Source organism: Citrifermentans bremense, from assembly GCF_014218275.1.
Classification (GTDB): domain Bacteria; phylum Desulfobacterota; class Desulfuromonadia; order Geobacterales; family Geobacteraceae; genus Geomonas; species Geomonas pelophila.
Map to the genome: position 1 here is coordinate 891427 of NZ_AP023213.1, position 19486 is coordinate 910912.

Annotated in this window: 19 protein-coding genes; 13 read left to right on the forward strand and 6 right to left on the reverse strand. The window is 61.5% G+C overall.

The window, feature by feature from the left end; translation table 11 throughout:
- The first annotated feature begins 19 nt into the window (after positions 1 to 19).
- From GEOBRER4_RS03795 to GEOBRER4_RS03835, 9 genes are read left to right on the forward strand one after another with little or no spacing between them, the layout of a single operon-like run.
- Positions 20 to 820, forward strand: a complete 801-nt coding sequence (locus GEOBRER4_RS03795; protein WP_185244290.1) for a chemotaxis protein CheW — start codon at positions 20 to 22, stop codon at positions 818 to 820.
- 19 nt (positions 821 to 839) lie between these two features.
- Positions 840 to 1238, forward strand: a complete 399-nt coding sequence (locus tag GEOBRER4_RS03800; protein ID WP_185244291.1) for a response regulator transcription factor — start codon at positions 840 to 842, stop codon at positions 1236 to 1238.
- Positions 1235 to 1747: a chemotaxis protein CheW gene (locus GEOBRER4_RS03805; RefSeq protein WP_185244292.1), complete on the forward strand. Its 513-nt coding sequence runs from the start codon at positions 1235 to 1237 to the stop codon at positions 1745 to 1747. Before GEOBRER4_RS03800 ends, GEOBRER4_RS03805 begins: the two co-directional genes overlap by 4 nt.
- Entirely contained in the window at positions 1741 to 2697 is a 957-nt protein-coding gene (locus GEOBRER4_RS03810; RefSeq protein ID WP_185244293.1) for a response regulator, read from the forward strand. Before GEOBRER4_RS03805 ends, GEOBRER4_RS03810 begins: the two co-directional genes overlap by 7 nt.
- Positions 2698 to 2733: 36 nt before the next feature.
- A complete protein-coding gene (locus GEOBRER4_RS03815; protein ID WP_226377939.1) occupies positions 2734 to 4716 on the forward strand; it encodes a HEAT repeat domain-containing protein in 1983 nt (660 codons plus the stop codon).
- Positions 4716 to 5585 (forward strand): CheR family methyltransferase, encoded by an 870-nt coding sequence (locus GEOBRER4_RS03820; protein WP_185244295.1) that lies wholly within the window; start codon positions 4716 to 4718, stop codon positions 5583 to 5585. The genes GEOBRER4_RS03815 and GEOBRER4_RS03820 overlap by 1 nt, the downstream gene beginning before the upstream one ends.
- Positions 5582 to 6649 (forward strand): protein-glutamate methylesterase/protein-glutamine glutaminase, encoded by a 1068-nt coding sequence (locus GEOBRER4_RS03825; RefSeq protein ID WP_185244296.1) that lies wholly within the window; start codon positions 5582 to 5584, stop codon positions 6647 to 6649. Before GEOBRER4_RS03820 ends, GEOBRER4_RS03825 begins: the two co-directional genes overlap by 4 nt.
- 24 nt (positions 6650 to 6673) lie before the next feature.
- A complete protein-coding gene (locus GEOBRER4_RS03830) occupies positions 6674 to 7495 on the forward strand; it encodes a GAF domain-containing protein (RefSeq protein ID WP_085813785.1) in 822 nt (273 codons plus the stop codon).
- 30 nt (positions 7496 to 7525) lie between these two features.
- Positions 7526 to 7903, forward strand: coding sequence for a response regulator (locus GEOBRER4_RS03835; RefSeq protein ID WP_085813784.1), 378 nt, complete (start codon positions 7526 to 7528; stop codon positions 7901 to 7903).
- On the opposite strand, the gene GEOBRER4_RS03840 is transcribed toward GEOBRER4_RS03835, so the two are convergent.
- Positions 7900 to 8046, reverse strand: coding sequence for a hypothetical protein (locus GEOBRER4_RS03840; RefSeq protein WP_185244297.1), 147 nt, complete (start codon positions 8044 to 8046; stop codon positions 7900 to 7902). The two genes, GEOBRER4_RS03835 and GEOBRER4_RS03840, sit on opposite strands and share 4 nt — an antisense overlap.
- Before the next feature lie 101 nt (positions 8047 to 8147).
- Here GEOBRER4_RS03840 and leuS point away from each other — a divergent pair, with 101 nt between their 5' ends.
- From leuS to holA, 3 genes are all read left to right on the forward strand, one after another.
- Positions 8148 to 10622 carry a leucine--tRNA ligase gene (gene leuS / locus GEOBRER4_RS03845; protein ID WP_185244298.1) on the forward strand — a complete coding sequence of 825 codons (2475 nt, stop codon included), beginning with the start codon at positions 8148 to 8150 and terminating at the stop codon, positions 10620 to 10622.
- Positions 10615 to 11157 carry an LPS assembly lipoprotein LptE gene (lptE, locus tag GEOBRER4_RS03850; RefSeq protein ID WP_185244299.1) on the forward strand — a complete coding sequence of 181 codons (543 nt, stop codon included), beginning with the start codon at positions 10615 to 10617 and terminating at the stop codon, positions 11155 to 11157. The genes leuS and lptE overlap by 8 nt, the downstream gene beginning before the upstream one ends.
- 160 nt (positions 11158 to 11317) lie before the next feature.
- Positions 11318 to 12307, forward strand: a complete 990-nt coding sequence (gene holA / locus GEOBRER4_RS03855; RefSeq protein WP_185244300.1) for a DNA polymerase III subunit delta — start codon at positions 11318 to 11320, stop codon at positions 12305 to 12307.
- Positions 12308 to 12486: 179 nt separating this feature from the next.
- Here the strand turns inward: holA and rpsT are convergent, their stop codons facing one another.
- The gene (rpsT, locus tag GEOBRER4_RS03860) at positions 12487 to 12750 is read right to left on the reverse strand and encodes a 30S ribosomal protein S20 (RefSeq protein ID WP_012529189.1); all 264 of its coding nucleotides are present in this window, start codon (positions 12748 to 12750) and stop codon (positions 12487 to 12489) included.
- A 353-nt stretch (positions 12751 to 13103) separates the two neighbouring features.
- Between rpsT and GEOBRER4_RS03865 the strand changes: the two genes are divergently transcribed.
- Positions 13104 to 13736: a class I SAM-dependent DNA methyltransferase gene (locus tag GEOBRER4_RS03865; protein ID WP_185244301.1), complete on the forward strand. Its 633-nt coding sequence runs from the start codon at positions 13104 to 13106 to the stop codon at positions 13734 to 13736.
- A gap of 95 nt (positions 13737 to 13831) precedes the next feature.
- On the opposite strand, the gene GEOBRER4_RS03870 is transcribed toward GEOBRER4_RS03865, so the two are convergent.
- The 4 genes from GEOBRER4_RS03870 to GEOBRER4_RS03885 form a co-directional block, all read right to left on the reverse strand.
- The gene (locus tag GEOBRER4_RS03870; RefSeq protein ID WP_185244302.1) at positions 13832 to 15223 is read right to left on the reverse strand and encodes a cytochrome C; all 1392 of its coding nucleotides are present in this window, start codon (positions 15221 to 15223) and stop codon (positions 13832 to 13834) included.
- Positions 15224 to 15512: 289 nt separating this feature from the next.
- A complete protein-coding gene (locus GEOBRER4_RS03875; protein ID WP_185244303.1) occupies positions 15513 to 16970 on the reverse strand; it encodes a tetrathionate reductase family octaheme c-type cytochrome in 1458 nt (485 codons plus the stop codon).
- A gap of 143 nt (positions 16971 to 17113) precedes the next feature.
- Complete coding sequence (locus GEOBRER4_RS03880) at positions 17114 to 17443, reverse strand: hypothetical protein (protein WP_085813777.1); 330 nt, start codon at positions 17441 to 17443, stop codon at positions 17114 to 17116.
- 73 nt (positions 17444 to 17516) lie between these two features.
- On the reverse strand, positions 17517 to 19292 hold the full coding sequence (locus tag GEOBRER4_RS03885; protein WP_185244304.1) for a DUF3373 family protein: 1776 nt from the start codon (positions 19290 to 19292) through the stop codon (positions 17517 to 17519).
- Positions 19293 to 19486 lie beyond the last annotated feature (194 nt).

Genomic DNA, 19486 nt, shown 5'->3' on the forward strand with positions numbered 1-19486 from the left:
GCAAAACGGGTTTGGGACTATGAATCTAGCCGAGATCAGAAAGAAGGCTCTCAGGGGAGAGACGCAAGGCAGCGCCGGGGGAGAGAGCCCCGCGCCGGTCGCCTCGTGGCAGATCCCCGTCATCGATCCGTCCCCGGCTGCAACGGAAGACGAACCGCCGCTTAACTTTCCCGCCGAGGATTTCGGCGCCGAGGAGTTTCCCGCGCCGGAGTTCGACGAGCCGCTGGAGCAAAGTGGCCAGCTTCTTTGGCAGGCGGAGACGAGCCCGCAGTTCCAGGGGGCGGCCGACGACGAGGATCCGGATGAATTCGACCCCGCCGCCGTCATCCTCAGGGGACGCGAAACCGCTTCCTTCGACGGCGAGATTTCCCAGCAGGACGAGGTGGCAGCGGCGAGCGTGGAGCTCCTCTGCTTCAGGGTGGCGAACGAGGAATACGCCATCAGCATCATGGACATCAAGGAGATCATCAAGCCGCGCGAGGTGACAGAGGTGCCCCGGGTGCCGGAGTTCGTGCGCGGCATACTCTCCTTACGCGGCAACATCATCCCCATCTTCGACATGCGGGTGCGGCTGGGCCTTTCCGGCGGCGCGCCGTCGGAGCGCGAACGGGTCATCGTGGTGAATCGCCAGGGGGGCTTCGCGGGGGTGCTGGTCGACGAGGTGGTACAGGTGGTGCGCATACCCGAGGGGGGGATCGAGCCACCCCCGGTGGTGCTGGAAGGGATCGACCGTGAATTCGTGCTCGGCATCGGCCGGGTTGCCGGCAGGATGCTGATCCTGCTCGACATGGAAAAGGTGCTGGACGTAGGGCTTTTGTAGCAGACGGGGAGGCAATCGCATGGATAAGAACAGGATCCTCGTTGTGGAAGACGAAGAGAGCTTGCTCAAGCTGGAGAGCATCCTCTTCACCTCAAAGGGTTACCAGGTGACCGGCGTCAGGGGCGGGCTCGATGCCTTGCGTTCCATAGCGCAAGATCGGCCGGATCTCGTGGTGCTCGACATCATGCTTCCCGACATGGACGGGTTCGAGGTATGCCGCAGCATCAAGGAGGACCCCGACACGAGGTCCATACCCGTGGTCATGCTGACGGCGAAGAAGAGCAGCCGCGACCTGGAGGCGGGCCGCGTCGCCGGGGCAGACGCCTACATCACCAAGCCCTTCAAGTCGGTTAAGGTGCTCGAGGTGATCGGGGGGCTTTTGGGGAACCGGATGACCGGCAGGGGAGACCGTTCTTGACGACACAGGAGCTGCAGGAAATACAGGTGGCCTGCCTGAAGATGGGAGACGGGCTCTACGCCGTCGACATCATGAGGATCAGGGAGATCATAAGGGTGCCTAAGCTCGCACCGCTGCCCCGGGCGCTCCCCTTCGTCGAGGGGGTGATCAACCTGCGCGGCAACGTGATTCCGGTGGTGGACCTCAGGAAGAGGTTCGGGCTGCCGCCTGCCGAAAACACCGAAACCGCCCGCCTTTTGATACTCTCCATCTCCGGCCAGCCCATAGCGCTCATGGTGGACGAGGTGACCGAGATGATCACCATTCCGCTCAGGGAGCTTAAGGCGCCGCCGCGGGGAGTGCGCATCGTCGGCGGCGAATACATGGTCGGGCTTTGCCTGGTGCGCGAGGTGCCGGTCATGCTGCTCAACATAGACGCTCTGCTTACTTTCCAGGAAAAGGCCGAGCTCGGCATCTTCTCCCCCAAAAAGGGGGGTACTTCCACTGAAAAAAAGAGCTCCGCATGCTGATTGTCTGCCCCAATTGCAAGAAAAGGTTCAATGTGGATCCGGGAACTCCGGGTCAGCCTAAAAAGCTTCGCTGCTCCAACTGCCGGGCTGTGTTCCGCCTGGTGCGCAAGGGGGAGCGTGGCGAGGGCGCGCCGGCGAAACTAAAGGTGGTGGTCGCCAACGAGAGCGCGGCGTTCTGCCAGGCCGTCGAGAAGGTGCTTGCCAGCGAGCCGTTCCAGCTTTATCTGTGCACCGACGGGAAAGAGGCGCTGGAGACGGTGCAGCGGGTGAAGCCGGAGGTGCTGCTTTTAGACGTAGCCCTTCCCACCATGTTCGGCTTCGAGGTCTGCGAGCGGGTGCGGCAGGACCCGGCGCTTGCCGGCGTGAAGATCGTGCTCATCGCCTCCATCTACGACAAGACCCGCTACAAGAGGTCCCCCAATTCGCTGTACGGCGCCGACGACTACATCGAGAAGCACCACATCCCCGATTCGCTGGTTCCCATGATTCACCGCCTCACCTCGGGTAGCGAGCCGCAGGTTCAAAGCCCGACCGAGACCGAGCTGGCCGCGCAGGAGGAGACCCGCAGCGAGATCCGTCAGTGCGAGGTGGACGAAACCTCCACGGTGGAGGCAGCACCGGCAGAGCCTGCAGCGGCGGTCCAGCCGGAGAGGTCGGACAGCGCGCCGGCTACCGCGGCTGCCCCGGCTATCGCGGAGCTTTCGCCGGAGCATGTGAAGGCGCGGCGCCTGGCGAGGATCATTGTCTCCGACATCGTCCTCTACAACCAGGGGAAGGTCGAGCAGGGAGTGCGGGAGGGAACGTTCTACCAGCTCCTAGCCGACGACATCCGGGAAGGGGAAAACCTCTACCGGCAAAGGGTGTCCCAGCAGGTGCGCGACACCACCTCTTTCCTCGAGGAAGCCTTCGAGGAAGTTATCGCCAAAAAACGCGCCGAACTGAGCGTCTAGGAGTCACCTCTGGCTACTGTCCTGGAAGATATCTCGATCAAACTCGGCAGCCGCGACGAGGAGGAACGGCGCCTTGCCGTGGTGGCCCTGAGGTCCCACCCTTTCCCGAGCAGCACGCAGCTCATCTTCAAGGCGATGGGGGACGAAAGCTGGCGCGTCAGGAAGGAGGCTGTCACGGCGGTCCTTAAGGCGCAACCGCACGAAGCGGAGGTGCTCGAAGCCCTGATCGGGGCCCTGCGCGCCTCGGAGAACGCGGGGCTCAGGAATTCGGCAGTGGAAGCGCTGGAGCAGATCGGCGCCGCCGCGGTTCCACACCTCTGCGCGCACCTGAACGACCCTGACCCCGACCTGCGCAAATTCATCATCGACATCCTGGGAAACATCGGCTGCGACAAGTGCCTCCCGCTCCTGGTCCGGGCGCTCGACGACGACGACATGAACGTGCGGGTCGCTGCCGCCGAGAACCTGGGCAAAATCGGCGACGAGCGCGCCCTGCCGCACCTTTTGACGGTGCTGGAGGGGGGGGAGATCTGGCTCAAGTTCACGGTGCTGGACGCCCTGGCCCTCATCGGGGCCCCGGTGCCGCTGGTCTCGCTGGCCCCGCTGCTTAAGGAGAGCCTGCTCAGGCGCGCGACCTACGATTGCCTCGGCGTCTTGGGGGACGCCCAGTGCCTTCCCATACTGCTGCAGGGCCTCCAGGAGAAGGCGAAGAACGCACGCGAGGCGGCCGCCATGGCACTGATGCGGGTAAGAGAGCGCCTGCCGGCTGAAAAGCAGAGCGCTTTGGTGGACCTCCCCCTGCAGAGACTTGAGGGGGGACCGGTAGCGAAGAAGCTGATCGATTCGCTGCACAGCGAGGACCCAATGGTACTCGACGCGCTGGTCCGCATCGTCGGGACCATCGGTGACGCACGGGCGGCGCTCCCGCTTCTGCGTGTCTGCCGCAGCGAGCGGCTCAGAAGCGTCTGCATCGACGCGTTCCGGCGTGTCGGCCCCTCACTGATGCCGGAACTCCTGGAGCACTTCCCCACTGCGGTTCCCATCGAACGCGGCGTCACCGCGCAGCTGATCGCCGAATTCGGCCACGTCGGCAGCGAAAAGCTCCTCTTCGACGGGCTCCTCGACGACAGTGCCGAGGTCAGGCGCAGCTGCGCGCTCGCCTTGGGACGGCTCAAGCCCGCCGGGGCCGTGACGCGCCTGGCAGAGCTGCTCGACGACGGCGAGCCGCAGGTGCGCGAGGCGGCCCTGGAGGGGCTGCGGGGCTTTGCGGCCACCGAACCCGCCACCTTGAGCGCGCTCGCCTCGGAACTGATGCACGCGCAGCTTCCCGCCAAGAGGCGCAACGCGGCTTTGATCCTCGGGGCCCTTTCCGACGGGGAGCGGCTTCCCCCGCTGGTGAAGGACGAGGACGCCTCGGTGCGCCAGGCGGCGGTTTCCTCGCTGGCCCGGGTCGAGTTTCCCCAAGTGGTCTCGCACCTGGCGCTCGCGCTCTCGGACGAGGAACCCGAGGTGCGCCTTGCTGCGGCGCATGCCCTTTCGGATCGCGGGGGACCCGACGCGCTGGGACCGCTGCTTTTGGCACTTAACGATACGGATCCCTGGGTGCAGACGACGGCGCTCAAGGGTCTTGCCGCCCTCGGGGAGAGCGGCGCTCTTCAGAACGTAGTCGCCCTGCTGGACCACGCCAGCGGACCGGTGCTGATCGCGGCACTTTCGACGGTGGCGGCGCTTGGCGGGGAAAAGGCGCTCGCCCCGGTCGAAAAGGCGCTTTCTCACGGCGACGAAGAGGTGGTCGAGGCGGCGATAGAGGTTCTGTCGGGGTTCGGCGGCGGGTGGATCGCGGCCCACTGCGACGCACTTCTTGCTCATCCGCACTGGATGGTGAGGCGCAGCTTCGTGCGTGCCCTGGCGATGCTTAAGGGGGCTGAGTCCGTGCCCATTTTGGACCGGGCGCTGGCGGGGGAGTCGGACCAGTTGGTGCGAGACGAGATCATAGCATTGCTCGACAGGCTGCGCTGATGCCGTTCTTCGAACCCGAACTGCATCTGACCGAAGAGGAATTCCGCCTGATCAGGGACCTGATCTACCATCACTGCGGCCTCTTCTTCGACGAGGACTCGAAATACCTCCTGGACCGGCGCCTTTTGCAGAGGGTCACCCTGCACAACCTCTCAGGATTCAGGGAGTACTACCAGTTCCTCAAGTACGACCGCAAGAAGGAGCAGGAGATCTCGGACATCATGGATCTCCTCACCACCAACGAGACCTATTTCTTCCGTGAGGCGTTTCAGCTGCGGGCCTTTACCGACGAGATCGTCCCCGAGCTGGCGAAGCTGAAACAGCGCGACCGCACCTTGCGCATCTGGAGCGCCGGCTGCTCCACGGGGGAGGAGCCCTACACCATAGCGATGCTCCTTCTGGAGCTTGGGTGCTTTGACGGCTGGCGCATAGACATCGTCGGCTCCGACATCAGCCACAGGGTGGTGCAGCACGCCCGCAAGGGGGTCTACGGCAAGGCCTCGTTCCGGGCCACCGAGGAGCGCTACATCAAGCGCTTCTTCACCGAGTCGGAGGGGGGATACCGGATCAACGACGAGGTGCGGGAACTGGTCACCATAAGCCAGATGAACCTCTTCGACCAGAACCGCCTGGCGCTATTGGGGAAGATGGACGTCATCTTTTGCCGCAACGTCATCATCTACTTCGACGAGACTTCGAAGAAGAAGGTGATCGAGGCCTTCTACAACACGCTCAGGGGCGGGGGGTACCTTCTTTTGGGGCACTCCGAATCACTGATGAACATCACGACGAGCTTCGCCTTGAAGCACCTGAAAAACGACATGGTCTACCAGAAAACAGACAGAACCAGCGGCGGAGTAGTGACGTGAAAAGAATACGGGTAGTAGTAGTCGACGATTCGGCATATAATCGCCGCGCCATCACGAGGATGCTCGAAGAGCTTCCCGGGGTCCAGGTGGTGGGGTACGCCACCAACGGGGAGGAGGGGATCCGCAGGGTAATCGACCTGACCCCGGACCTGGTGACCCTCGATCTCGAGATGCCGAGGATGGACGGCTTCACCATGCTGCGCATCCTGATGGCCAACACGCCGGTCCCGGTCATCGTGATCAGCTCGACCAGCGGCGACGAGAAGGTGTTCAAGGCGCTGGAGCTTGGGGCGGTGGACTTCATCGCCAAGCCCACCAGCGTGATCTCCGACGAGCTTTTGAAGATCCAGCAGGACCTGCACGAGAAGGTCTTGAGCGTCTTCAAGCTGAACATGGCGCGGGTGCAGAAACGGAGCGAGCCGGAGCCTCCCGCCCCGGAACTGACCATCCCCGCTCCGGCTGCCGGGGAGGCCGCGGCCATCGACATCGTGGCCATAGGGGCCTCCACCGGGGGGCCTCCCGCGTTGCAGCGGATCTTCGCCTCCTTCAAGGATGCGCCCCCCTTCGCCATGGTGATCTCGCAGCATATGCCCGCCGGCTTCACCACGGCCTTCGCCGAGAGGCTGAACCGCAGCACCGGCTTCGAGGTGAGGGAGGCAAAGGACGGCGACGAGGTGCTCCCGGGCCGGGCGCTGATAGCGCCGGGCGGAAAGAACCTCGTCTTCGCAAGGATGGGCGACAAGGTGGTGGCCCGCATCGTCGCGCCTGGGCCCAAGGACCGCTACGTCCCGTCGGTAGACGTCATGCTCCGCTCCTGCGCGGAAATCTACCAGAAGCGGATGCTGGCGGTGGTGCTGACGGGGATGGGCAACGACGGCGCGCTCGGTGTGCGCGAGGCGAAGCGGGCCGGCGCCCAGATCGTGGCGGAGTCGGAGGAGAGCGCGGTGGTGTTCGGCATGCCCCGGGAGGCGATAGCCACGGGGTTGGTGGACAAGGTGGTGCCCATGGACGCCATGGCACGCGAGATCATGCATCGCTGCGGCTTCATGCCGCGGTTTGACTGACAACAAGAAGAAACCGGAGTGCGCATGCAAAAGGACGAGGAACGTACGGTTCACACCAGGGGCGAAGAGTTCCTGCAAGTCTTCAAGAAGGGGGCCGAGTTCACCCAGGACCTGCTCAAGGAGAACGAGCGGCTGCGGTACCGGGTGCTCGAGCTCGAAAAGTTCCAGAGCTCTGGGGGCGAGGCCGCGTCCGGCGCCGACGTGAGGAAGCTCACCGAGCGGATCGCCGACCTCGAAGCCGAGAAGCAGGAGATCCTGGACCGGATCAGGCACGTCGAGGAGGAGAACCAGGATTTCGCGGCGCGTTATCTGGAGATCGAGGACGAGAACAACAACCTCGCCAACCTCTACATCGCGAGCTACCAGCTGCACTCGACGCTCGACTTCAAAGAGGTGCTCCAGATCATCACGGAGATCATCATCAACCTGATCGGCGCCGAGGAGTTCGCCATCATGCTCCTGGACGAGAAGAGCGACGAAATCCAGGCGGTTGCGACCGAAGGGGTGGAGCGGAGCGAGATCCCGCCGGTGCGGCTGGGCAAGGGCGTCATCGGCGAAGTGGCTACCTCCGGCGAGAGCCATTTCGCCTCCGACTTCGAGGCCTACGAGCGCGACTTCACCGCGCCGATGGTCTGCATCCCGCTCAAGATCAAGGAACACGTGATCGGCGTCCTCGCCATCTACAAGCTCCTGATGCAGAAAAAGGAATTCGCGCCGGTCGACTACGAGCTGTTCACGCTTTTAGCCGGGCACGCGGCGACCGCCATCTTCAGCTCCAGGCTCTACAGCGATTCGGAGCGCAAGCTGTCGACCATACAGGGATTCATCGATCTCTTGACCAAATAATCAGCTATTGAAATGGGGGATACAGGTCAGATGTCAGATTACAACGTTTTGATAGTTGAAGATTCGCCGACTATGAGGCAGCTCATCGCCTTTGCCCTGAAAAGGATCCGCGGGGTCCGCATCGTCGAGGCCAACGACGGCGTCGACGGGTTGAAAAAGCTCTCCTCGGAGCGTTTCGACCTGATCCTCACCGACATCAACATGCCGATCATGGACGGGTTGAAGCTGGTGAGCCTGGTGAGAAACGACGCCAACTACAAGGCGATCCCGATCGTGGTGATCACCACCGAAGGGGCGCAGGAAGACCGGGAGCGCGCGCTGGCTCTCGGGGCGAACGACTACATCACCAAGCCGATCCAGCCCACGAAGATACTGGACGTGGCGAAGAGCCTGCTCAGGATCGCCTAGAGGCGAGGGCTTGCCGCGGCATTTCCGGCCCAGGCGCAGAAGACCGGGAGCCCTTCAGCGGCTCCGCCGCAAACCTGCTCCGGTAGCGCAGGGCGGGCGGCCTTCATGGTGACGGCGGCCTGGCGCCAAGGCTCCAGGTTCATCCCGGCCCTGGGTTTTCAAACGAACAACTGGTTTTACAGCAACTGCAATTCATTCAACAAATAACGCGCGTCCCACCGGACGCCTGGAAGGCGGGTTTTAAATGGAAGAGAAATACGCTCCCTCAGCGGTTGAGGAGAAATGGCAGGGTTACTGGGCTGAGCACCACAGCTTCAAGGCAAACGAGGATCCCAGCAGGAAGAAGTACTACCTGTTGGAGATGTTCCCGTACCCCTCGGGGAAGATCCATATGGGTCACGTCAGGAACTACTCCATCGGCGACGTCATCGCGCGCTTCAAGAGGATGCAGGGGTACAACGTGCTGCACCCGATGGGGTGGGACGCGTTCGGCATGCCGGCCGAGAACGCAGCCATCCAGAACAAGAGCCATCCCGCCAAGTGGACCTACGAGAACATCGCCTACATGCGCGGCCAGCTGAAAAGGCTCGGGCTCTCCTACGACTGGGACCGCGAGCTCGCCACCTGCGACCTCGACTACTACAAGTGGGAGCAGCGCATCTTCCTGGAGATGTACAAGAAGGGGCTCGCCTACAAGAAATCCTCCGCCGTCAACTGGTGCCCCAAGTGCGAGACCGTGCTCGCCAACGAGCAGGTAGAGGATGGCTGCTGCTGGCGCTGCGATTCCCCGGTGCAGCAGAAGGAGCTGGAGCAGTGGTCCTTCAGGATCACCAACTACGCCCAGGAACTCCTCGACGATACCTACAAGCTCACCGGCTGGCCTGAGCGGGTCCTCACCATGCAGAGGAACTGGATCGGGCGCTCCACCGGCTGCGAGATCGACTTCCCCCTGGAGAGCGGGCTTTCCAAGATCAAGGTTTTCACCACCAGGCAGGACACCCTTTTCGGCGCCACCTTCATGTCCCTTGCCGCCGAGCACCCGATGGCGCTGGAACTCGCCGCCGGCGCCCAGCGCGCCGAGGTCGAGGCCTTCATCGACAAGGTGAAGAAGACCGACCGCATCAAGCGCGGGGCGGAGGACCTGGAGAAGGAGGGTGTCTTCACCGGCTCCTACTGCATCAATCCGGTCACCAACGTGAAGATGCCGATCTACCTCGCCAACTTCGTGCTGATGGATTACGGCACCGGCGCCGTCATGGCGGTACCGACCCACGACCAGCGCGACTTCGAGTTCGCGAAGAAATACGACCTCCCGCTCAAGGTGGTGATCCAGCCCGAAGGTGAGGCCCTGGATCCGGCAACCATGACCGAGGCGTACACCGCCGATGGCGTCATGGTCAATTCCGGCCGTTTCGATGGCATGGCGAACGCCGACGCCAAGGAGGCCATCGCCGACTTCCTGGAGAAGGAAGGGATCGGCAAGAAGACGGTCAACTTCCGCCTGCGCGACTGGGGCATCTCGCGCCAGCGCTACTGGGGCAACCCGATTCCGGTGATCAACTGCGACCTCTGCGGCGTGGTGGCGGTCCCCGAGGCCGACCTCCCGGTCGTGCTTCCCATGGATGCCGAGTTCACCGGAGAGGGGGGTAACCCCTTGGCCCGCGTGGAGAGCTTCACCACCTGCACCTGCCCGCAGTGCGGCGAGGCCGCGCGCCGCGAGACCGACACCATGGACACCTTCGTGCAGTCCTCCTGGTACTTCCTGCGCTACTGCTCGCCGAAGTTCACGGCGGGCCCACTCGACCGGGAAAAGGTCGAGGCCTGGATGCCGGTGGACCAGTACATCGGCGGCATCGAGCATGCCGTGTTGCACCTGCTCTACGCCCGCTTCTTCACCAAGGTGCTCAGGGACATGGGCTACTGCAACGTGGATGAGCCGTTCTCCAACCTCCTCACCCAGGGGATGGTGATCAAGGACGGCGCCAAGATGAGCAAGTCCAAGGGTAACGTGGTCGACCCCAACGCCCTCATCGAGCGCTACGGCGCCGACACCGCGCGTCTTTTCTCGCTTTTCGCCGCTCCCCCCGAGAAGGACCTGGACTGGAGCGACCAGGGGGTCGACGGGAGCTACCGCTTCCTGAACCGCGTATGGCGCCTGGTGTACGACGTGCTCCCCGTGATCGGGGAGGCGGGCGCCGTGAAGCCGGATAGCCTCGGCGCCGAAGCCAAGAAACTCAGGCGCGCGGTGCACAAGACCATCAAGAAGGTGAGCGAGGACGTCGAGGAGCGCTTCCACTTCAACACTGCTATCGCCGCGGTCATGGAACTCGTGAACGCCATCCAGGCCTTTGCCGGCAAGGACGCGCCGGAAAACGTCGCCGTGGTGCGCGAGGCTGTGGAATCGGTGGTGCGCCTTCTGGCCCCCTTCGTGCCGCATTTCGCCGAAGAACTCTGGTCCCAGCTGGGGCATAAGACCGTGCTGGAAGCTTCCGGCTGGCCCGGCTACGATGCCGACGCCGTGGTGGACGAAGAGGTGACCGTGGTGATCCAGGTGAACGGCAAGCTCAGAAGCAAGCTGACCGTCGCCCCCGACGCGAAGGAAGAAGAGGTCCGCGCTGCTGCCCTGTCCGACGACAAGATCAAGCCGTATCTCGAAGGGAAGGACGTCAAGAAGGTCGTCTACGTCCCCGGCAAGCTTGTGAGCATTGTCGTTGCGTAACCGTGGCGGCAAACCGGCAAGGAGCACGATCCTGAGAACGATAGTCCTGGCGCTTTTGCTCCTGGTTCTGGCGGGCGGCTGCGGGTACCGCCCGGTGGTCCAGAGGGGGCCCCTTGCCGATGCCAACGGCGTCGACATCGTCCTCTTCACCAACAAATCGTTCCGTTCTGGTGTGGAAGGGGTCCTTGCTCGTGATCTCATCGACGAGTTCGCGCTGCGCACAGGGCAGCGGGTGCTTCCCGGGGACAAGGCTCAACTTGACCTCTCCGGAACCGTGCTCTCCTACACCACTACGCCGGTATCCTACAACCGTTTCGATGCCATCCAGGAGTACGCGGCGGCGCTGACCGTGCAGGCTACCCTGCGCGAGAAGCGCACCCAGAAAGTGCTCTGGAAGGGGGAGCTCACCGAGCAGCAGGTCTACCCGGTCAACGCCAACATCGCGCTGCAGCAAAACGCGGAGGAGGCCGCCATCGCCAAGGTGACGCGCCGTCTTGCCGAGCGTATCTGGCAGAAGATCGGGGAGCGCTTCTGAAGCCGAACGAGCTCTTTTAGATGACCTCAACGCCGCCCATTCAGCCTCAGGCTGGTGGGCGGTTTTTTCTAGACCGGCTGGGCGTTGTGCTCTACAGCAAAGAGATGGAGCGGCAATAGCGGATGGCATCAATGCTTAAGGAAACGAAAGAGGGGCGGGGATGAAACCGGAAGAGTTCAACAAGGCGGTCGAAAAGGGGGAGCTTGCGCCCCTTTACCTTTTGTACGGGGACGAGCCGTACCTGGTGGAGCGCGCCGTGAAGAAACTCCTGGAGCGCGCCGTGGATCCCTCCTTCCGCGACTTCAACCTGAACGTCTTCTACGGCAACGAGTGCAAGGGGGACGAGGTCTTCAGCGCCGCACAGACGCTTCCCATGTTCGCCGAACGGAGGGTCGTCCTGGTGAAGAAGGGTGGGGAGCTTTCCGCCGGCGCCATGGAGATCCTCCTCTCCTACGTGCAGGACCCCTGTCCCGGGACCTGCCTGATCCTGCAGGCGGAGAAGGTCGACGGGCGCAAGAAGTTCTACGCCGAGCTGAAAAAGCGCGGCGAGGCGGTCGAGTTCAAGCGCCCTTACGAGAACCAGCTGGGGCCCTACGTGCGCGACGAGGTGCGCGCCGCGGGGAAGAAGATTGATTCCGCCGCCGCTGAGCTTCTGGCCTACCTGGTCGGCAACAACCTGCAGGAGCTGGTCTCCCAGATCGAGAAGCTCTGCATCTACTGCGGCAAGAAGGAATCGATCGGCGTAGCCGACGTCAAGGCGATCGTCTCGGACACCAAGGTGGAGAGCGTCTTCGAGTTCACCGACGCCTTGGGTGCCAAGGAGCTCCCGCGCGCTCTCAGGATGCTCACCTCCCTGCTGCAGGACGGCGAGGCGCCGCTGCGCATCCTTGGCGCCGTGGCGCGTCATTACCGGCAGTTGTGGCAGGTGCGGGAACTTCTGGACCGCAGGCTTCCCCCCGCCGAACTGGCGAAGGCGTCGGGGATCAACCCCTATTTTTTAAAGAAGGTGACCGATCAGGCGAGAAACTACACGGTGGGTGAACTGAAGCAGGTTTTCGAGCGGATGCTGGAGCTGGACCTGGCCTTCAAGTCGGGAGCACTCGAGGAACCGCTCTTCGAGCGTTTCGTAATGGAGGCGTGCCGGAAGTAACAGGCTCCCTCACCCCGGCCGAAAGATTCCCCTCACCCCGCTGGCCGGGCCTGCGCGCCGTAGCGCTTCGGTCATCGCAGCATAGCCACGCTGTGAGACCTGCTGGTAATCAACACAAAAAGGGAATCCCCGTTAGGGAATTCCCTTTTTCAGCTTTTTCAGCTTGGTCGAGCCGGGGACTAGCCCAGGGTGTTGACCAGCTTGGTGAGACGGGAAACGTTCCTGGAAGCGTTGGAGGAGTGGATGATCCCCTTGGTCGCAGCGCCGTCAATGACCGGGATGGCCACGGCCAGAGCGGCCTTTGCAGCCTCCTGATCCTTGGTGGCAACCGCTTCGCGGACGCGCTTGATGAAGGTGCGCAGGGTGGAACGTTCGTGCTTGTTGCGCTCCGTTCTCTTAGCCGTCTGCTTGATCCTTTTCATTGCCGATTTGTGATTTGCCAAACTGCACCTCCGGGTATTTTAAAAATGTAGCTTTTTAGGGTTTTTTGAAAGAGGAATTATATAACACTAGGACGACTCGCTGTCAACCGCAAAGTCGAGGAACTGCTAAAAAAACATCCTGCGCTTGCGAACTCGTCACCATAGCACGGTTGCTTACGGCTGACCAGCTAAATTCTCATTATCGATTGCGGTGATTTTGCCGATCTCGGGAATGCACCCTTTGTGACAGTAGGGGGACGATTGAGCAGGATGAAAAGTAGCGAGAGAACTGTTGACATATACATTCCTGAATACTACCATGGCCGGACCAATTGGGTAACCTCGCGCCCGCATTCAGCCTGCAAGGAGACAACATGACGCTGCAAGGGAACAAACGTGATTTCGACGCCGTTGCCGGCATTTGGGACCAGGAACCGCGCCGCGTGAAGCTCGCCCAGGATATCGTCAGCGCCCTTTGCCGCGAGCTCCCTCTCGATGGAAGGATGGAGGCGCTCGACTACGGCTGCGGCAGCGGACTGGTCACCCTGGGGCTGCAACCGCTGGTGGGGAGGATAACCGGCGCCGACAGCTCCAAGGGGATGCTGGAGGTGCTTGAGCGCAAGCTGGAGCAAGGGAAGATAGAAAACGTGACGCTGCAGCTGCTGGACCTGGAACAGCAGTCGCTCGACGCTTCATACGACCTCATCACGAGTTCGATGACGCTGCACCACGTGCAGGATGTGCCGGCCTTGGTCGCTTCGCTTGCTGCTGCTTTGAAGCCCGGAGGCTGGCTCGCGCTGGCTGACCTGGAGACGGAAAACGGCAGCTTTCATAGCGATTCAAAAGGTGTCTTGCACCATGGCTTCTCCCGCGCGTTTCTGGCCGGAGAGTTCTCCAAAAACGGGCTGCGCGAGGTGCGTGTGGTGACCGCCGCAGTCATCGAAAAAAAGGGGGAGGATGGCGCCTCCCGCCCCTATCCCGTCCTCCTTTGCCTGGGTCGCAAGTAGCCGGCCCCGTCCTGTAAATAAAAAAGCCCCCCTGATGCAGGGGGGCTCTCCTTCCTTCCTATCCTGATCCACCGTAGCCTTGGCGTAGGTGGACGCTACCACTCTTCTTTTTGTTTCTCCGCCAGCTTCTTCATGTACAGCTCGGGGCTGGTCAGCTTCACGATTTCCTTGTCGCTGTAGCCCAGGTCCTTGAAGTTGAGCACGCCGTTCGGCGCATGGCAGTTGGCGCAGAAGAGCGCCTTGCTCTTGGTGACCAGGTGGTTGCTGCCGAAGTAGATGGTCTGCCAACCGGGGACTGCCTCCTTGGCCACCTTCTCCGGGTTCTTCATCCCCAGGGTCTTCGCCGCGGAGAGGACGCCGGCGCGGGTGTCGCCGTTGGACATCGGCTGGGCGAAATCCATGGAGAGGAGCTCCCCGGTCTGCTTGTTGTAGAAGGCTTTACCCTGGAAGATCTTGAACGGGGTGATCTTGCTCTTACCGTCCTTCCTGCTACCTTTGGGGCCGATGAAGTGAGGGGTGTTCTTAACGGTGCCGTTGTACCAGGCGTAAACCGGTGTGGTCTCGTTGGCCTCTTTCTTCAGCGTGGTCGGCTCGTAGAACTTGTCCGGGGTCTGCTCCCAAACGGTGAAATCCTTGGCGAAGGCGCCGCCGGTGCGCGGGATATGGCAGGTCTGGCAGGCGATCTTCGCGCTGTGGCGGTTCAGGTCGGCGTCTTTATGCGGCTTTACGCCGTGACAGGAGGTGTCGGCACAGGAGACGAAGACGTTGTCGTTGGCCCAGTTGTTGGGATCGTGCCCGGTGGGGATCTTGTGGTTCTTGGCCTTATGGCAGTCGACGCAGACCATCCCCTTGGCCGCATGCGCGTCGGTATCCTTGGTGAAGGAGAAGCCGCGCTTCACGATGACGCCGCCGCCTGCAGCCTCATGGCAGACCATGCAGTTCTTCACGGTCGGCTTGCCGATGGCGAGCGCCGCCTTGGTGCTTCTGTCCTGCCCCATCACCACCTGCCCTTTTTCGTTTCTCGAGGGTTTTCTCTGGCGGAAGTCGTAGTCGGTCGAGTGGCAGACCAGGCAGTCGACGGCCGCCTCGGCCTCGGGGCCGGTGCTCCCTACGTCGCTTATGTGGTTGCCGGGGTGGCAGGTGTTGCAGCCGGTGAACTTGCTCTTGCCGGTTTCCGGGCTCTTGGGGATTTCCTTCAGGTTGTTCACGATGTCGTTGCCGTTGCACATGACGTAGATGCGGTTCTTCATCCCGTACTCTTTCTTCGGGTCGAGGCCCTCCACGTTGGTCACCTTGGATGCGTGCTTCCAGTGCACCGTGTCCATGAAGCCCTTGGCGCTGCCGGGATGGCACTCCTCGCAGGTCTCGGGGCCTTTGTAGCCGCTCTTGGCGATCGATTCCTTGCCCGGGTGCTCGTCTGCCGCAAGAGCCGTGGTCGATGCCAGGGCCAAAGCTAAGAGTGTCGCTATGACATTTTTCTTGTTCATCCAATCTCTCCTGTGTGCGTATTTAGTACCTATCGTGAACACATCCGGAAATTTCACTACTTCAGTTCACTTGCCTTCAGCACATATTGTTATCGGCATGTTTATCCACTGAGTTTAATGCGTGGATGTGCCGTGTGCAAAAATTAATTGTAAGTAAAAGGACTTAACCAAAACAGTAAAGAAACAATCGGAAACTGCGCGATTGGCTGCTGGTTGCGGTTCAAGCTATGACGATATTGTTTTTGACGCGAAAAAGGAGGCGGATACCCGCCCCCTTTTTCTAGTTCAATTATTTCTTAGCCACTTTTTGGGCCGGCTTGGAAAACCTGCCGCCGTTTTGCATCGGGTCGCCTTTGTACCCAAGGGCCTTCCAGTTGAGGCGGTTGCCGCCCATGTGGCACTCGCCGCACTGAAGTGCCTCTTCCTTGGGCGCCACCTCGTGCTGTGCTGCGATGTAGGCCTCGGTGTTCACGAACTGGTACTTCCCGCTGTAGGGGAGGCCGGTTCCTTCCGCGCCCAACCGGCACGCCTTATCCCAGTCGTAGTCGACCCACAGGGACTTGTACTGCTGGAAGATGATCAGGTTCTTGAACTTGGCATCCATCGGCTGGTCGCCCTTGTAGAGCTTGTACGGGTAGATCTTGGCCTTCTTGTCCTTGATGTCGCCTACCGGGCGCATCATGGCCACCGGCTTGGTGGGATCTTTAACCTTGTCGCCGACCATGTAACGCTCGACCATGCCGTTGCTCCAGGCGTAGACCGGCTTCACGTTCATGCCCCAGGTGAAAGTACCCTTGTGCTTGGCATAGGTTTCCTTGTCGAACTGCTCTTCGGCGGTGATGTTTTTCCCCACATCGGACCATTTCCAGGCCATCTTCGTTGCCTGCCCTTTGGCGAAGAACGGGATGTGGCAGGTCTGGCAGGCGACGGTGGCGAGGTGCTTGTTGATGAGCGCGCCGTTTTTCGCCTTCTGGTGCGGGGCCTTCGCGCCGGAGTGGCACTGCTCGCAGTTAACGCGGGTGTCGTAGTGCGCCATCATGCTGGAGGCGCCGCCGATCTTGTGGTTCTTGGTTACGTGGCAGGCCTGGCAGGCCATGTCCTGGCCGCCGCTTTCCTTGGTCCCCATGTGGACGTCCTGGGATTTTTTCGGCTTCTCAAGGGTGGAGTCGAGGCCGGCGTTCTTGACCGCGTCGCCGCCGCCGCCGTAGAAGTGGCAGGCGCCGCAGTTCTTGCGGCCGGGGAGCCCGACGCTCTTGGCAGCCTCGTTCAGGTCCATGCTCTTCTTGTCGATGCTCTTCTGGTCGATCTCGCACCCGACGGTCGCGCGGGTGTAGTTCCCCTTCTGCGCATGGCAGATGAGGCAGTCGACCTTGGTCTTGTCGGTGAAGTCGAAGTTGGTGCGGGTCCAGCCGTAGCCTGCATGGCACTTGCCGCAGGACTCGTGAACCACCCCGTCCTTGCCCCCCTGGATGGAGGTGCAGAAGGAGTTGATCATGTTGGACTTGCCGTACTTCTTGGTGCTTTTCTCCATCCCCTTGACCATGTTCGGCGTGCCGGCCCAGGTCCAGTGGGTCGTCTTCATGAAGTCAGCCGCCTGCTGCTCGTGGCACTCCAGACAGACCTTGGTCACCTCGATGCCGCTTTTGAACGGCCCCTTGACGAACTCGGAATGGTCTACTGCAGCCATCCCCTGCGCGGCAGCCGCCAAGAGCGCAACCCCCACCAAAATTCCCAGCAAACCTCTCATAAAACCTCCCGTAATTGAAGCGGTCGAGCCGCCCAGATGAACATTTGATGCTTAATATATATTAGAAAATCTATACTTGTAGGCAAAAAGAAGCGCTGCAATTCTTGAACTACAGCGCATCACCTTCGAGGATAGTGCAGGGGCTAGCAGCCCGCCGTCTTTCTGAACAGCTTGGAGACGTTCTTGCCGTCGATCACCTCGTACTTGCAGCGGATCTCGTCGCCCTCGACGATCCTGTGATCCTTGAACTTGTCCAGGGTGAGTTCGTCGTTGACGGTGATCACCACCAGAGCCTCGGTCTTGTTGTCTTTGAGGGTGGCGGTGGCGGTCTTGGCGTCCTTGCCGGCGATCTCGATCTTGGTGATGACGCCAACCATCTTGATTTCTTCACCGGCGCTTGCGATGCCGCTGAAGCAGAGGATGGAGAGTGCCGCTACTGCTACCAGAACCATTACCGATACTGCTTTTTTCATCTTCGTTCTCCTTTTCGGCGGGGTGGCTGCCTCTGGCTTGCCACCCCGCCGTTTGTTGTGCAACCTCTGTTACTTAGAATTTAACCTCGAGGGTTGCGTAGATGTCGCGGGCGCTCTTAACAGGCGCCATCAGCATCATGTCGCCCGGCTGGATGCTGGAGATCTTCACCGGAGCGCCTACCCAGTTGTTGCTCCCGGTGTACTCGAAGTCGTAGTACTGGAAGCCGATGCGGAAGAAGGCTTTCGCGAGGTAGGAGGAAACCGGCTTGCTGTTGAGCTCCTGGATGAGGTATGCCTCGTAGACGTCGCCGCGGGTGCCGACCTTGGAGGTCCACATGTCGTCGGCTGCAGGTGCGAAGGTGATCCAGTTCTTGGAGCCGTGGTTGTACTCGAGGCCGAGCTTGGTCTTGCTCGGTTCGTAGTCGTAACGAGCACCCACGTAGGTGGCCCAGCCGGTTTTGCTGGTCGGAGCCTCCGGGGCGAAGAAGCGGCCGGTCATCAGACCCTGGAAGCCGGCATTGCCGGACACGTTGTCGTTCGGGTGGGTGACGCTCATCCCGACGTCGCCGAAGAAGTTGAGGTTACCCGGGCCGACCTTCTTGATGGTGCTCATGGCGCCGAGGCCGTACCAGTCGATCGCACCCAGGTTGACCGCAGGAGCAGTGTCGCCGTAGTAGGTGCTGTTCATGGTCGGGAAGTCGAAGATGTTGAAGCCGCGGTTGTACTGCAGCCAGACGCGCAGCGGGTCGGTGTCTACCGGGACGATGGCGAGACCGAGCATGTCGGTGTCTTTCAGGTTGTTGGTGGTGGTCTCAAAGCCTGCCTCGTAGCCGCGGCCGTAGCAGATCTTCGCGTAGGCGCCCGGAAGTGCCTCGACGTCGGGAGCCCAGCCGATAGTCATGCCGTCGAAGGCGTAGTCGACGAGAAGGGCGGGGGTGCCGCCGTTGCCCGGGCGCTCGTTGTTCAGACGGAGGTTGGAAGGCGCACCCTCGGTGGAGGGGCGGCGACCAACGGAGAACCAGACCGGCTGGTCGGCGATGTTGGACCAGGTGGCGTAGGCGCGGTCGACGTTCAGGAAGTCGCTGGAAGGAACCCTGCCGATGGTGCCGTCGAAGACACCAACGCGGTCGGCGAAGAACGGAGTGGCGCCGCCGTTGGTGACTGCCTGGTCGTCATTGGCCCCGAAGGTTTTGTATGCCAGAAGGCGGACGTTCACGGTCACGTCCTTGGTCGCCTTGGCGTGCATGTTCAGGCCGAAGCGGTTGGTGTACAGGGTGTCGTTGTTAGGCTTGTAGGCCGGGACGCGCTTGGCATAGCCGCCAGCGGTGGTCGGGGTCTGCAGGGCGCCTGCCATCTGCTGCATGGCCTGGTACTGCGGGGGAAGCAGGGCGGGGTTCATACCCAGCATCTGCACCATCTGGTTGGCGGCGGCGTAACTTGTGGTTCCCTGCATGGTCTGTACAAGCGGCATCAGGGCGGCAAGCGGGGTTCCGGCTACCGAACCGCCGCTGAAGATGGTGCCCTGAAGGGCGTTCTGAGCGTTATTGAGGGAGCCGAAAGCATCGGTGTACGCTTTGGTGCTGCCGTTCAGGCTGTCGAGCCTGAAGCGGTAGTCGCCGCCGATGGTGAGCCACTTGCCGAGGGATTTGTCCTCGAGCCGGTCCACCTTGCGGGTCAGGTCCTCGATCTTCTTCTGGTCGGGAGCGTTTTTCTGCTCTTCGAGCTTCTGCACCTTCTTGGTCAGTTCGTCGATTTTCCTCTGCATTTCCTGTTCGTCTGCCTGCGCCACCGCAGGTACGGCCAGTGCGCAGACTGCCGCGCCCACCAACAGCTTTTCCAGTTTTTTCATTTACTTCTCCTTTGTTCTTTTCGTTGGCGTTGAACCAACTTTCTTCAGAGAATATTGCAGTGGCACGTCGCCGTGCCGATGTAACTCATTAAATACTAGACGTTGCTGTCCTCATCGGCTGATTGCCCGGTAGTTTGAGTGGAAATCAATTTTGTTTGAGAAATATAATTTCGCGAAATGTCCAATGCAGTTAA